Source organism: Robiginitalea aurantiaca (genome assembly GCF_030380815.1).
Taxonomy (GTDB): Bacteria; Bacteroidota; Bacteroidia; order Flavobacteriales; family Flavobacteriaceae; genus Robiginitalea; species Robiginitalea aurantiaca.
Genome location: NZ_JAUDUY010000006.1, coordinates 113,824 through 128,277, shown reverse-complemented (window position 1 = coordinate 128,277; position 14,454 = coordinate 113,824). Strand labels below are relative to the sequence as shown.

At 44.0% G+C, this 14,454-nt stretch carries 12 protein-coding genes; 4 read left to right on the top strand and 8 right to left on the bottom strand.

Going from position 1 to position 14,454, the window contains the following annotated elements; genetic code table 11:
- Positions 1-1,766, bottom strand: a 1,766-nt coding sequence (locus QU605_RS12145; protein WP_289725591.1) for a PKD domain-containing protein, incomplete at its 3' end; no start/stop codon positions are given.
- 1,252 nt (positions 1,767-3,018) lie between these two features.
- Between QU605_RS12145 and QU605_RS12140 the strand changes: the two genes are divergently transcribed.
- Both QU605_RS12140 and QU605_RS12135 read left to right on the top strand, forming a co-directional pair.
- Positions 3,019-4,014 carry a sugar-transfer associated ATP-grasp domain-containing protein gene (locus QU605_RS12140; protein WP_289725590.1) on the top strand — a complete coding sequence of 332 codons (996 nt, stop codon included), beginning with the start codon at positions 3,019-3,021 and terminating at the stop codon, positions 4,012-4,014.
- Entirely contained in the window at positions 4,014-5,084 is a 1,071-nt protein-coding gene (locus QU605_RS12135) for a sugar-transfer associated ATP-grasp domain-containing protein (protein WP_289725589.1), read from the top strand. The genes QU605_RS12140 and QU605_RS12135 overlap by 1 nt, the downstream gene beginning before the upstream one ends.
- A 185-nt stretch (positions 5,085-5,269) precedes the next feature.
- On the opposite strand, the gene mnmE is transcribed toward QU605_RS12135, so the two are convergent.
- The gene (gene mnmE / locus QU605_RS12130; RefSeq protein WP_289725588.1) at positions 5,270-6,661 is read right to left on the bottom strand and encodes a tRNA uridine-5-carboxymethylaminomethyl(34) synthesis GTPase MnmE; all 1,392 of its coding nucleotides are present in this window, start codon (positions 6,659-6,661) and stop codon (positions 5,270-5,272) included.
- A gap of 170 nt (positions 6,662-6,831) precedes the next feature.
- Here mnmE and QU605_RS12125 point away from each other — a divergent pair, with 170 nt between their 5' ends.
- On the top strand, positions 6,832-7,194 hold the full coding sequence (locus QU605_RS12125) for a DUF4870 domain-containing protein (protein WP_289725587.1): 363 nt from the start codon (positions 6,832-6,834) through the stop codon (positions 7,192-7,194).
- 81 nt (positions 7,195-7,275) lie between these two features.
- Here QU605_RS12125 and QU605_RS12120 read toward each other — a convergent pair whose 3' ends face one another.
- The 6 genes from QU605_RS12120 to QU605_RS12095 form a co-directional block, all read right to left on the bottom strand.
- The gene (locus tag QU605_RS12120; protein ID WP_289725586.1) at positions 7,276-8,445 is read right to left on the bottom strand and encodes a hypothetical protein; all 1,170 of its coding nucleotides are present in this window, start codon (positions 8,443-8,445) and stop codon (positions 7,276-7,278) included.
- Positions 8,446-8,616: 171 nt separating this feature from the next.
- Positions 8,617-9,735, bottom strand: coding sequence for a DNA polymerase III subunit beta (gene dnaN, locus QU605_RS12115; RefSeq protein ID WP_289725585.1), 1,119 nt, complete (start codon positions 9,733-9,735; stop codon positions 8,617-8,619).
- Between the two features lie 110 nt (positions 9,736-9,845).
- Positions 9,846-11,513, bottom strand: coding sequence for a gliding motility-associated ABC transporter substrate-binding protein GldG (gene gldG, locus QU605_RS12110; RefSeq protein ID WP_289725584.1), 1,668 nt, complete (start codon positions 11,511-11,513; stop codon positions 9,846-9,848).
- Complete coding sequence (gldF, locus tag QU605_RS12105; RefSeq protein WP_289725583.1) at positions 11,510-12,241, bottom strand: gliding motility-associated ABC transporter permease subunit GldF; 732 nt, start codon at positions 12,239-12,241, stop codon at positions 11,510-11,512. The genes gldG and gldF overlap by 4 nt, the downstream gene beginning before the upstream one ends.
- 7 nt (positions 12,242-12,248) lie before the next feature.
- Positions 12,249-12,542, bottom strand: coding sequence for a putative quinol monooxygenase (locus QU605_RS12100; protein ID WP_289725582.1), 294 nt, complete (start codon positions 12,540-12,542; stop codon positions 12,249-12,251).
- Positions 12,543-13,373: an SAM hydrolase/SAM-dependent halogenase family protein gene (locus QU605_RS12095; RefSeq protein WP_289725581.1), complete on the bottom strand. Its 831-nt coding sequence runs from the start codon at positions 13,371-13,373 to the stop codon at positions 12,543-12,545. It abuts the gene before it with no gap.
- A 125-nt stretch (positions 13,374-13,498) separates the two neighbouring features.
- Between QU605_RS12095 and QU605_RS12090 the strand changes: the two genes are divergently transcribed.
- Positions 13,499-14,452: a PhoH family protein gene (locus QU605_RS12090; protein WP_289725580.1), complete on the top strand. Its 954-nt coding sequence runs from the start codon at positions 13,499-13,501 to the stop codon at positions 14,450-14,452.
- The last annotated feature ends 2 nt before the right edge of the window (positions 14,453-14,454 follow it).

Here is a 14,454-nt window from a genome sequence, read left to right as displayed (position 1 = left end):
ACCGGTCCGGCGCTGAAATCCGTGGGTATTTCTGAGGCTGGACTAACCTGTGCGCCGTCAGAAAGGGTGATCACCGGGGAGAGGGTGGCCAGGTCTGTACCTGCAGCGACCTCTATGTCGACCGTATGGTTGACCGCATCGATGATGGCTTCTCCAGTTTCTGCGGGATGGGTAAAGGTTAGTATGTCTGTCTCTGTGGAGGGTGGGGTGCTTTCTGCGATAGTGGCAAAGTTGATCTTAGTATTGTTTGCCGCTGGGTCATCCGCATCTATAGTTAATTTTCCATCCAGGACCTGTACGCGAACCAGACCAGAAGCAAAACGTCCGGGATCTCCATTGGGCAGATTTGAATCTACATCAAAAACAGGGATAGCGGTAACGCCTTCAACGCTAATAAAATGGTCTGGGGTCTCTGATACCTGGCCGTCCTGATTCGGATCTCCAACGCTAACCCCAACTTCATACCATCCATTGGGGACCTCTATTTCCCAGACTCCTTCATTGGAACGGTTGCCCGTCCAACTTCCGATATCGTTTCCCTGCATATGTACCAGGGTTTCCTGCCGTAAATCCAATTGGTCAAATCCGCCCCGGTTTCGTCCCACACCCGAACTTGGGGTAGTCAGATCGATAGGAAGTCCTGATGAAAGTGCAATCCAGCCGTATGTCAATCCTCCTTCATTAGCACCGTAAGGCAGTCCATAGTCCTTAAAATAGCCGACAGGCGGTGTTGTATTTTCATCCTGAAAATTGATCAAATAGGGGAAAGTAGCAACAACAGGCTCAGTAACGGTAATGTCTTCGGAAAACACCTCACTAACCAAACCGTCATTATCTGTTGCAGTTAAGGTGACAGTATACGTTCCTGCCGCCACATAGGTATGGGAAGTACTGACCCCACTTGAGGAATCCGTATTACCATCGCCGAAATTCCAGGCATAGCCTGTAATCGTGCCATCATCCTGTGTACCGGTACCATCGAGAGTTATGTCCAATCCGTCCGTTGAACTTGTAAAAGAGGCCACCGGCCCCCTTACCGGTGCTTCTGTAACCACCTCGGTATAATCCGTACTCAATCGGATCGGTCCGACGTATCCCTCGTTGGCCGAATCCGTGGAACTGATAAAGATCCGACCTAACCTTGGCGTTCCTGTAACGCTATGGGTTCCAAAATCAATCCAGGAATTGTCCCCTAAAGCAAGCTCCGGATCCAGGGTATAGCTATAGGTAATTGTTCCGGCCCCATCCCAAACACCACGAACGAGTATTTGAACAACCTGACCCGGGATTACATCCTCAAGTGTCCCTTCGGAGCCGGGGCCCCCATCAGTCACGCTAGCCTTAAAGCCTTCCTGGTATCTACCTATCCGCTGGCGTATCCATTGATCCCCGGCTACATCATCGTCCACCCGAATAGCAACCCTGACACGATTACCACCTCCTGTACCAAGGACGTTCATCTTAAAATATGTTCCAAAATAGAAAGCAACACCATTAGTAAGATTCACAGGGTTGTCAATCAGGGTGTTATAGTCGTGAACCGTGATCAATCCATTAAATTCCAGGGCATTCGTTGTGCCTGGACTCAAGGATTTTAAGACCAATGGTATGGGAGGGTTAGAACCTTCTGGGGCCCAGGCACCACCGGAAATATCTCCAAGGTTGCCAGTACCATAGGTGCTGAAATTTTCGATAAAAGAGAAATCCTGACTATAACTGTTAAGAGTTAGAACAAATGCGAAGGTGAGGAGTAAAAATTTCTTCATAGTCAATAGATAATTATTGGATGGTGGTTTTTTGTAACGGAAACTGAGCGTGCAAACCCGATATAAGGAATACTAAACCCTGTTTTACAAATGATATATCTCGGGAAAGTTCTGGGCAAACAAAAACAGCCCATGACATGGGCTTTTGAAATTTTCCAGAAAGGAAATGGCGAACTTAAGCCATAAACATTCATGCCTCGGAATTATCAGATGGTTAGAGGCATAGCAAAAGTTTATAAGTATGAAGTGTGATTAGGGGAGTAGAAAAGTAAAGTAAATGTTAAAATAATCAGTGATGCCAACTGGCTAATAGCTAAAATGCTGGTTTCATCGATGAAATGCACTCCAGCCATACGAGTATTCCTGTTAAAAATTTAATTTAGATTATAAAACTTAAAATGTTACCATTTGAACGATCTGAAATCAATACATCATTCAACACAGTCGGTTGTAAAACCATCGGTTTTTAAATTTATCCCAGGAAAGAATTTGTCGTTAATATCCTAGCGCCGTGAGGGTCATGGAAACTAGGCTATTTTTACCTTTGTTGCTGTTAAATAACCTCCTGCATGAATCCCATTTGCAGAACGCGAAGTCATAACCGGCATATAAGCCGATAAGATATTTATCAGGGTCTTTCGAGAAAACCTTAGACAGGCTGTTGTCTGCAAAATAGTCCAACCCTACAAGATACCATGCATGATGTTGAATTTTTGTTGGTAGTCTATAACTCCTGAAAAAGTGGCGTAGCGTGCATCTGTGCCTGTATCTTTAGTACTCTGAACGGTGCAAGTGCTGTTTATAAATAACGTTTAGGTTCTTTTCAGTCTGGTTCTGGAAACTTTGTTACTTCGATGATAACAAGATTGCAATATTTGATACGGAGAGAAACTGCAGTCAATACGATGATGATCCGCATCATGGTGATATCGAAGACCGGGATTGATGCCGAAAGTACTAGATCTTTAATTCGGGGGGAACATCCACCTAATGGAGAAGTGTGTAAAATCTACGCCCAGGAAATGTCCATTTCGCGTGTTCATCTATAGATTCATCCAAAACTGACTGTGTCTACAATTTTATCGAGTAAAATAATTTTTTAACGAATAATTTTTTGAATTGCAATTAATTAGTTTTTTTAGTCACAACTTAAAGTTGTTTTAGTCTTCTATCCTAAATGCGAATAACATCTGATCATATATATAGGTTTACGGTATTTTTAAGAGATAAGAATAAAAAAAGTACCTCAAAAATGCTCAGGGAAATACGGCACCTGTGGCATAGCAAAAAGGAAATCCCGTACTATTACTTTAAATATCTTTATCGAAACGATGTTAAGAATATAAACGATTATTTAGGAACAAAGGAAGCAAACCGTTTACATCAAAATCCTCAATTACACAGATCTGAAATTACGACAATCATAAATAATAAGCTTGCATTCTCACTCTATGCCCAAAAGCATGGTTTAAAAACAGCCCGGTTATATGGTTATCATTTTAATCATAAATACTTCTTTAACGAAACTCTAAAATCAGTAAACACAGAGCAAAGTCTCCACCATTTTTTTCAAAACCTCTTTAACACATATCAGACGACTAGTGTTTTTGTTAAACCTCTGGCAGATTTTGGAGGGAAAGGTTGTTTTATACTCAGATCAGAGGATCTCAAAAACCAATTGTACAAGAAAAAGGAGGCGTTGTTAACCGAGAATCACTTATTCTATGAAGTGATTAAGCAACATCCAAGAATAAATGAAATTCATAGCCACTGTGTGAACACTCTAAGAATAGTGAGCTATATCACCCCTACAGGAAATATTGAATTTATTTCCACTTTTATGCGGTTCGGTATCGACAATAGTCCTGTAGATAATGGCTCAGCTGGAGGTATTTTTGTTTATGTTGATGAGGATAAAGGAACTCTTAAAGAAATGGGGATAAAAAAGATGTCTTTTGGAGGTGAAAAACTTACACATCACCCCAACAGCAATTTTAAATTTGATGGATTTGAAATACCCTACTTCAAAGAAACCTATGACCTTATCACAACTTACCTTCAATATCTTCCAGATCGTATTATTGGTTGGGATGTTGCTATTACTACAGATGGTCCTGTAATAATCGAAGCAAATGATTGCCCAAACTTGCATTCGAGTGATGTTATGAGCTCAGGTGGATTATTAAGAAATGAATCATTTAGAGAATTAGTTACACAAATAAATTCTGAGTATTTCAATCCAACGTAATGGGCATAAGAAAATTTAGGATACCGGGTCAGCCAGGCAGGATGAAGGTTTTTTTCCACGATCCGGATAAAAAACCTTTGTTAAAGTGTGTACAAGAATTTGTTAGTTTATCTGTACGAAAAAAGGAGCCTGCTTACCATTACTTTAAGTACATCTATAAAAAGCAAATAACAAATATTCATGATTACCTCAGTATAAATGAGCGGGCAAGGATTCATAGCAGTGCCGTATTGAATAGATATGAGTATAGTTCCATACTCAGGAATAAACTGAATTTTGAGATTTACTTTCGTGATTTAGGGCTGAGAATGCCCGGATTCATTGGGTATAATTTTAAAGACCACTTTTACAAAAACGATAATATTGAAAGAATAACAACAAATGAAGGACTAAAAAAATTCTTCAATGAGGTATTGCTTGACAATAAAATAGAGTCTCTATTTATTAGGCCTATTGATAGTAGGGGAGGAGAGGGATGTTATAAACTAAATTTGGAAACAATCGGTACTGATTTAGAATTAATTTCTGATCAAATCCGGGAAGGAAGCCATGTATTTACTGAAGTTATTCAACAACACAAGGCGATAAATAAAATTCACAGTTCTTCCGTAAATACAATACGCTTGATAACCTTACAATCTGATATCGCTGAAACCAAAATTATTTCAGCTGCAATTCGATTTGGAGTAGGTGATGGCATTGTCGATAATTTACATTCCGGCGGCTTTATGGTCGGTATAAATATAGAAACGGGCGTTCTAAATAAATTTGGTTGGCTGGAAGAACGGACTGCTAATGGAGAAGTAATTACGCATCATCCTGACAGCGGAATAAGATTAGGTGGATTTCAAATACCGTATTTTAAGGAAGCCTGTGAAATGGTTCTTGAAGCGACCAAATTCTTGCCGAAAACTCTTATTGGGTGGGATGTGGCTATTCAAAATGATGGCCCGATAATAGTTGAAGGCAATGATTCTCCTGGTCTGGAAGTGTCCGATGTTGCTTGCAAGGGATTATTGCGAGACCCTTATTTTAAAATGCTTGTTGAACAAGTAAACGCAAAAAATTAGAATAGAAATATCTTAAAGTTGAATAGAAAAATTCGTTGTGGTGACTATAACATAGAATTACTCAGAATTTGTATTTAGAAGTATCCTTTTCAACTAATCAGAAACAATGTCTTTTTTTTGAGCCTTATATCAAAAGTTAGATGAATAAAATTGATATACAGGATGTTAGGATTAGATGGTCTAGACTACTTCCCGATACAGAAGTTCGCAAAAATATTCCCCAGAAGGTCATCGGAAGTGATCGCACCGGTAATTTCCCCAAGGTGGTAGAGCGCTTGATTGATGTCAATGGATAACAGGTCCGATGGGACATCCAGTGCGACACCTTCCTGCACCTTAGATATGGCTTCAAGAGCCTTTAAAAGGGCTTCATAATGGCGGGAATTGCTCACTACAGGATCTTCATTGCTTAGGAAACCTGTTTCCACAAATCCGAGGAGGTACCGTTGAAGCTCTTCCAGGCCTTCGCCTGTTTTTGCGGACAAGAACAGTACTTCGGAAAGTGCATCACTAATCTTTCTGCGGGTTTCTTCACCTACGAGATCGATTTTGTTTACAAGCAGGACTACCGGTTTATCTGGATATTTTTTCCTGAGTTCAGCAGTTTCTTTTTGGGTAATGATCAACCTGGAATCGGATAATTCTGTAGCATCCATCATATAGATCAGGATACGCGCTTCCTGCATTTTTTCAAGCGTACGCTGTATTCCAATCTTTTCTACCGTATCCTGGGTTTCACGGATTCCCGCAGTATCGATAAACCGGAACCCGATTCCATTGAGGGATATTTCATCCTCAATGGCATCACGGGTAGTCCCGGCTATATCACTTACAATTGCTTTCTCCTCTTTTAATAGTGCATTCAAAAGTGTGGATTTTCCGACATTGGGTTGGCCTGATATCGCAATGGGAATCCCCTTTTTAATGACATTCCCCATTGCAAAGGAATCTATAAGGGATTTTAAAAGCGTACTTAGCTTCTCCAGTAAATGGTGAAAGGCTGCCCGGTCTGCGAATTCCACGTCTTCTCCTGAAAAATCGAGTTCCAGGGTAATCATGGATGCAAAGTGAATGAGCTGGTCCCTTAAATCCTGTATTTCCGTACTATACCCACCACGCATTTGCCGGAGCGCCAATTGGTGACTGGCTTCGTTTTCTGAGGCGATCAGATCGGCTACGGCTTCGGCCTGGCTCAGGTCCATTTTACCATTTAAAAATGCCCTCAATGTGAATTCTCCGGCCCGGGCCATACGGCAACCCTCCTTAAGAAAGTGCTGCAGGATTTCCTGTTGAATGTAGGAGGAGCCATGGCATGAAATTTCTACGATATTCTCACCGGTATAGGAACGCGGGGCTCGGAACAGGGTTACAAGAACTTCATCCAGGAGACGTTCCCCCTTATAAATCCCTCCCAAATGCACGGTATGACTCTCAAATTCTGTTAACCTACCTTTTCCCACGGATTTAAAATGAGCGGAAACACGCTCAATCGCATCCGGACCCGATAATCGGATAACTGCAATTGCCCCGCTTCCAGAGGGGGTAGCCAGGGCGATAATGGTATCTTGTTCGGTCATCTGTATTTGCTCGAAAAATCCAACGGACTACAAAAATACTACGAAATAAACACTTCGACCTGAATACCATAGAAGAGGGATTGAACCTTATTGAGATAGCTATGGTTCTTTCTTTACCCGATGTAACATTTTTTAAATTTTACAGACATATAAATAAAACCCAGTAAAAAATGGAAATCGTCTCAGAAAACGGCCTCAGGATAGACTGGCCCCTACTTACCGTCACACATTTAATGCAACTGCTCACCTATGTCACAGGATTTGGAGGCTTATTGGTCCCATTGGTCCTATGGTTGACCAACAAGGATAGGGTAGAAGGGATGGATGAACACGGAAAAGCCATTGTTAACCTGCAGCTTAGCTTAATTCTATATGTCATTTTGAGCATCCCGGCAATTCTGTTGCTGGGACTCGGAATCATCACCTTGATCGGCACTGGTATTCTGGGTTTTGTATTGCCCATTGTAAATGCTGTACGGGCCAGTAATGGGGAGTCTCCCAGTAAATTTCTGACGATCCCTTTTATTTCTTAACCTTATGTACTAAAGGAATTGGAATACTTTTAAAAAAAAAGCGGCCCTTAGGGCCGCTTTTCTTATTTGGTTCGTGGACTATTATTTATCGTCATATTTGAAATATGTCGCCCAGTTTCCTCCGGGGAAATTTCCACAATCTCTGTTTGAATCATTGCGAGCCCATGCGGTTTCTTCACAATCCCCTGCTTCGCAATCGATTGGTACGGGAATCATGACCGGCTGCTTGGTAGTGTCATCCGGAATAAGGATAACCAGAGCAAGCTGATCACATCCCGGAACAAAACCTTCAGCCTCTTGGTTTTGAAGCACATCGGCAGCGATTTCATTTCCTTTACGCTCCAAGTCGGCTTTGTCACCCAATCCGGCACACGTAACACATCCTGCATCGTTCAAAAGTTTCCAGATCGCCCACTGAACATCTCCGAAGTTATAAATCCCTCCTGTAGGGCTGTCCTCTCCGATATAGGCATCTTTATTATTGATCAGCCAGTTGACCAGATCAAAGTTGTCTTCATTGATACCGGGGTAATCCTGATTTGCGTAGGTAGAGAAAACCGATGAGCTAAAGGGGCCCTGATTCGGATCCAGTGGTTTCTTTACGTTAGCACACCATCCTTCGTATGTTCCATCAAGGGCAGTTCCTCCTGAAATTTCAATGTCAAAATAACCTCCCAGAGTACCGGGATAGGCTGTTGCCCCAGTACTAAAACTTGCTGTTGCTGGTAGGTTATCAATAATTCCGTAGTCGTCAACGCATTTCACTACGGCATGGGCAGCGATAAATAATCCCGTGTTGGGTACACGGTAGGTAACACTTGAAACGCAATCCAGTGGATCATCCCCATATTCAAAATTACCGTTAGCTAGATTTCCGTTTCCCTTTAATGGGAAAGCATTGGCATCAGCTCCGACCTGTAAATGCGTTTCTGTCAGGCAGTATCCCGGATCAACACTATAGGTGATAATGTATTCTCCATTATCAGCTTCTACGGTTACCTTCCCTACAAGGGTATTCTGTCCGGCATAGAGCTCAGCAACTTTGGTTGCAGGACAGGCCTCATTATCCATATTGAAATCAGAAAGGCCCGTATTCCCATTATTCCCATTATTCTCATTGTTGCCATTACGGCCATTATTGGAGCTGCGACCTTCAACAGCCTCCAGATCAGTCTGAGAGGTCAGGTCATCTTTCTGACAGGAGGTAAATAGGAACCCTCCCAGTAAGATTACAAGCATTAATTTCTTCATAATCATGAGTTTAGTTTAAGTATTTGGTTTTAAAACTTTACAGTAAAATTACCAAGCTACTCTAACTAGTGTATATAAAGTCGACATTGAGAGTGTTTCGTCGATAAGACACATAAATGGAGGGTATTGGCTCGTGAGAAACGAGCTGAAAAATCGAAAGTGTAGAGTTGATTATGAGTTCAGCATGACCGGCATAACGAGCATGATCAGTTGCTCACCCTCATCCAGGCCATCGGCAGGGGTAAGGATTCCGGCGCGGTTCGGAAGGCTCATTTCCAGGGAAACATCTTCAGAATCCAGGTTGCCAAGCATCTCGACAAGGAAACGGGAGTTAAACCCGATCTGTAGGTCATCCCCCTGGTAAGAGCAAGTCAGGCGTTCCTCCGCCTTATTGCTGTAATCTACGTCCTCAGCAGAAATGTTGAGCTCAGCCCCGGCAATCTTAAGGCGGATCTGATGTGTGGTTTTATTTGAAAAAATGGAAACACGTCTTACGGAACTCAGAAACTGCCCCCGTTGAATGACGAGTCTGTTCGGATTTTCCCTTGGGATAACCGCCTCGTAATTCGGGTATTTGCCATCTATCAGGCGGCAGATCAACTCGGAATTGCTAAAGGTAAAGCGGGCATTGCTGTCGTTGTAGGAGATCGTTACCTCTTCTTCGGAGCCGCTGAGGATTCCTTTGAGAAGGTTAAGCGGTTTCTTGGGCATGATAAATTCAGCCACCTCAGAAGCCTGAACATCAGAACGTCTGTATTTAACGAGTTTGTGCGCATCTGTGGCGACAAACGTCAGGTGTTCCGGGGTGAATTGAAAAAAGACGCCACTCATCACCGGTCTGAGGTCATCGTTCCCTGCGGCAAAAAGCGTCTTATTGACCGCTGTTGCCAGGATGTCCCCCATGATTGAAGTTGTGCTCGGGTCTGACAATTCAACGGCCTTGGGGAATTCCGCCCCATCCGCATAAGCCAGGGCATACTTTCCGTGACTGGAGCTTATTTCCACCGTATTGTTATCTTCTACCATGAAGGTAAGTGGCTGTTCTGGAAAGGTCTTCAATGTATCCAGAAGGAGACGCGCCGGAACGGCTATAGTTCCCGTATCCTGGGAGTCCACCTCAAGGACAGAACTCATGGTGCTTTCCAAATCTGAAGCTGATACCGTCAGACGGTCTTTGCTCAGATCAAACAAGAAGTTATCCAGTATGGGTAGGGTATTGCTATTGCTGATTACCCCGCCGAGAACCTGTAATTGTTTGAGGAGGTATGTGCTGGATACGATAAATTTCATAGGATGTTAGACTTTTGACGTTTTTAAAACGAAAAGAGACCCATCAAAAAGGCCCGAAGACAAATATATCTCAAATGATGTTTGAGGGAAAACAAACTTATCAACAAGAATCAGGTGTACGCCCTGCGCCTTAGCCAGTTTACCAATCCACCCAGGAGAAGGATCAATGCCAGCGGAATTCCGATATTCAGGAGCTGCCAACGCGTTCGGCCTGCTGCAATTTTCTCAGGATCCAGCAGGGGAACCGAAACCTGTTTTGTCCGGATGTTTATAAGTCCCGTATCGGCTAAAAGGTAATTCATCGAATTGATCAGAAAATCCTTGTTACCGTAGAAGTTATTTGTCCATTTGTCATATCCCAGTTCAAGGGGACGACCCTTGCTAACCTGATTGGCAATCAGGTCTCCATCGCTGATAAAAATGGCTTTGTTTGCCGGGCCCTCATCCTGGTAATCGCTAAAATCCACAGATCTGACCCGATTGCGATAGGCGGAAATAAAATCCCCTTCGACCAGTACGGCCAGAGGATTGCCCCCAGGACCATAGGCACTCTGATCCGGGGCCTGTTGGATTGTTTCAAGACTAATAATCTTTGGGGCGCCCTCTAGCCGCGATAGGGGGGAGGACCTGAGAAGAACCGTTTTCGCATAGTCATTCTCAAGGGTATCCAGACTTCCGGCGAATTGCATCCGGAGCGCTTCAATATTCGTATTGATCGGATGGTTCCCTGACGAGAAGACCATAGGGTGATAAACCCAGGGGACCGGGTCGTATTGAGAGTCATTACCTTCCCCGGTAGCAAGAACGATCTGGGTGGCATAAAGATCATTGACCAGATTGGGATTCAACCGCACCCCATAGCGGAACAGGAGGTCGTTTAAATTCAGATCTATGGGCAGGGCGATCGCCTCGCCTTCCTCATTGAGGAGGCTGTCCAGGGATATTCCCACAGCGTCTAAAAGCCATAAGGTCTTGCCACCGGCAACCATGTACTGATCCAGCACCAGTTTTTCCGTTTCGCTGAAGGCTTCCGTAGGTTTGGCGATGACTACGGCTTCAAAACGTTTCAGGGCCCCCAGGCTCTTTTCAGGAGATGTGGCGACGGAGTCGAGGGTAAAGGGTGCTATATTGTAATAATCGCGTAAGGATGTAATAAAATCGGCAAGGTAGATATCCTCGAGTTCTCCATTACCCTTCAGGATGGCTACTTCCTGTTTTTCAGTTACCCCAAGTTTTGTGAAGGCATCTGAAAAAGCGTATTCCAGATTCTGGATGGAATTGTTGAAACGGGCTTCCATATCGGCACCCAATTGATTCCTGAGCAGGGAAACCTTTTCTGTCCGGCCGTCAGATGTGACCAGTGCCCAGGGGAAAAGCACTTCCTGGGAGACCCTGTTGTTTTCTTCAACCGTAACGCTTGCGGGCTTCAGTCCCATAGCCTGAAGTTGCCGAATGAGTTCGGGGTTTGCCTCCGCCTCCTTTACCGGGTCCCTGAAGGTATATTTAATGGTGCTGTTGATTTGGGCGTACTGCTCCAAAAGCAGGCGGGTCTCCTGTCTGAGCCGCGCAAACTCGGCCGGGAGATCCCCCTCCAGAAGTACTTCAACCGTTACTGCATTTTCAAGGGCGCTTGCTGCCTCTTTACTGGATTCTGAAAGTGTAAACCTTTGATCTTCGGTAAGATCCCATCGAACAAAGCTGTATTCCGAAACTGTATTGATCAGTAGCAGAACCGCAAGCCCCAGGATACCAGTAACGAAAAGTGACCGCTGCTTCATGTTTTAAGACGGTTTAGCCGTTTGGTACTCAAAAAGAGGAAAAAAGCGGTCAGGGATAGAAAATAAACCAGGTCCCTGCTGTCCAATACACCCAGACTAATCCGTTCATAGTGGGCTTTTATTCCCAGGTTTTGCACGTTCAGGACTGAGTCTCCAGCCGAGAAAAGGGTGGATACACTTTCAAAACCAAAATAGAGCACGAAACAAACGAGGATCGCCCCGAGAAAAGCCACGATCTGGTTTTGTGTAAGAGAGGAACAGAAGATCCCAACAGCTGTATATACAGCCATAAGTAAAATAAGCCCTCCGTATGAGCCCCAGATTAATCCTGTATCCAGGTTGCCAGGTGTTATCCCCATTTCATAGATCGTTGCGATATAAAGTGTTGTAGGCAGGACAGCGATTAAAACCAGTACAAATGCACCAAAATATTTCCCCATTACCAGGGCGGCAGCAGATAGTGGTTTGCTCTGCAGTAATTCAAGGGTTCCCAACTTCTGTTCTTCAGAAAAAGACCGCATCGTTACTGCGGGGATAAGCAGAAGGAAAATCCAAGGAGCCAATAGGAAGAAAAGGCTGAGGTCGGCAAATCCGTAATCCAGGATATTAAAAGGGCCCTTGAAAACCCAAAGAAACAGCCCTGAGAGCACCAGGAAAAGCCCCATCACCAAATATCCCACGGGACTGGTAAAAAACGAACTGATCTCTTTTTTAAAAACAGGCCACATACACCATTTATTTTAAATCGCGCAACGCAAGGCTCCACGCCTTTGGTCGTTCGGAAAAAAGGGTTCTGGTTTGACCCCAGACCCCTTTGAAAAATTCAGAATTTCGGTACGCCTCCAAAGCTGCCTCAGATTCCCAATGGCTGTACGTAAAAAAGACCGAAGGGTCTTTGATATCCTGCAGCAGGTTCACATTCACACAGCCCGGGAACGCGCGAATCTCTTTTTCAGAGGCCTTAAAAAGGCGCTCAAAACTAGGAATATTTTCCGGTTCAAAGGTCATTTTTACGATTCGGGTCAGCATCTAAGAAAAATTTATCAAAACAGTGTCGCGATAATCCAGACCCAGGAGCGTAGCCGCGCCTCCTACCGTGTTTGGGTTGCTTTTGTAAATCGCCAGTTCAATATATCCGGAAGAATTAAAAAGGGCCATCAGGTCACCGGCCCCCTTTCTCCGGGATTTCTCAAGGTCAAAATTTATAATGTCACTGTATTTTTTGTGTATTTCCGTGAGTTTTTTATTCCGGGCTTCAAGGGTGAATTTTCGGCCCTTTCTATAGGCTTCGAAAAGATTCTTGCTGATATTGGTCACTACATTGCCATAATTGTCGATGTAGAGGACGCTTCCCAATATGGTATTTCCCCCATTTGTGACAGTGGGTGTAATTTCCCGGATGGACCGGATGTTCGAAAATGGCTTCCCGATCACCTCCAGGGTACCCCCCCGTGCCAGGTGACAGGCCACTTTTACGAAAACATCCAGCACGGGAAAGGCACTGCTAATGGCATTTGGCAATTGAATTTCAACAACTTTTTCGGGGCTAATCTCTTCTGTGATCAGACTGATCACCCCGTTATCTGCGGTGATGAAAAAGTGTTGGTCAACCTTAATGGCCAGGTGGGTGTTCTCCGCAGTTTTTTCGGAATCCACACCGACAATATGGATACTCCCATCCGGAAAAGCTTTGTAGGCATTTTTGAGAAGATAAGCACATTCCTGTATGTCAAATGGACTTACCTGATGTGAAATATCAACAACGGTCGCCTCAGGGAGCTCGCTATATATATGCCCTTTGATTGCGCCAACAAAATGATCTTTAAGGCCAAAATCTGTAGTCAGGGTGATGATTGGCATCCGTGGCTGTTGATATTTTTTTGAGGCTTCAACTTGAATTTTACGTAAGTTTGTTTAGCAAAATTAAGTAAAAAAACGCGTAGCAAACGCTTATATCCACGGCACTTATAAACACCCTTTTCTTTTTGAACGAACTCATTCTCGAACTTACCGACATTAACCCCAGAGATTTTTTCGGGGATCGAAATGCAAACATTGATCTGATAAAAAAATCCTATCCGCAACTCAAAATTGTCGCCAGGGGAAGTAAAATCAAGGTATACGGAGACCCTTCCTCCCTGGAGGACTTCGAAAAGCGCTTTCAAATGCTCACCGAGCATTTTTCACGCTACAATAAACTGGACGAAAACGGAATAGAGCGCATCCTTAGCAGCAATGGCAAAGAGGACTACGCCTCCTCTGAAACCAGCAGTAATGTTTTGGTACACGGGGTAAATGGCCGTTTGGTGAAAGCTCAGACGGTAAATCAGCGACGCCTTGTGGACGCCATGGGGAAAAACGATATGGTCTTTGCGATAGGTCCGGCCGGAACGGGTAAAACATACACGGGGGTGGCTTTAGCTGTGCGAGCGCTTAAGAATAAAGAGGTGAAAAGGATCATTCTAACGCGCCCTGCAGTAGAGGCGGGGGAGAATCTCGGATTCCTACCCGGGGACCTCAAAGAAAAACTCGATCCCTATATGCAACCCCTCTACGATGCTTTAAGGGATATGATTCCGGCGGAACGACTTGTCAAATATATCGAGGACGGTACGATACAAATCGCGCCTATGGCATTTATGCGGGGCAGGACCCTGGATCACGCATTTGTAATCCTGGATGAAGCCCAGAATACCACGCATGCCCAGATGAAGATGTTTTTAACCCGGATGGGTAAAAACGCCAAATTTCTGCTAACCGGTGATCCCGGCCAGATCGATTTGCCAAGGCGGGTGATTTCGGGCCTTAAGGAGGCGCTTTTAATCCTTAAAAATGTTCGCGGTATTCAAATCATTCACCTTGATGACAAGGATGTCATCAGGCATAAGCTCGTAAAAAAGGTCATTGATGCCTACAAGACGATCGAACACCAGAACTAATT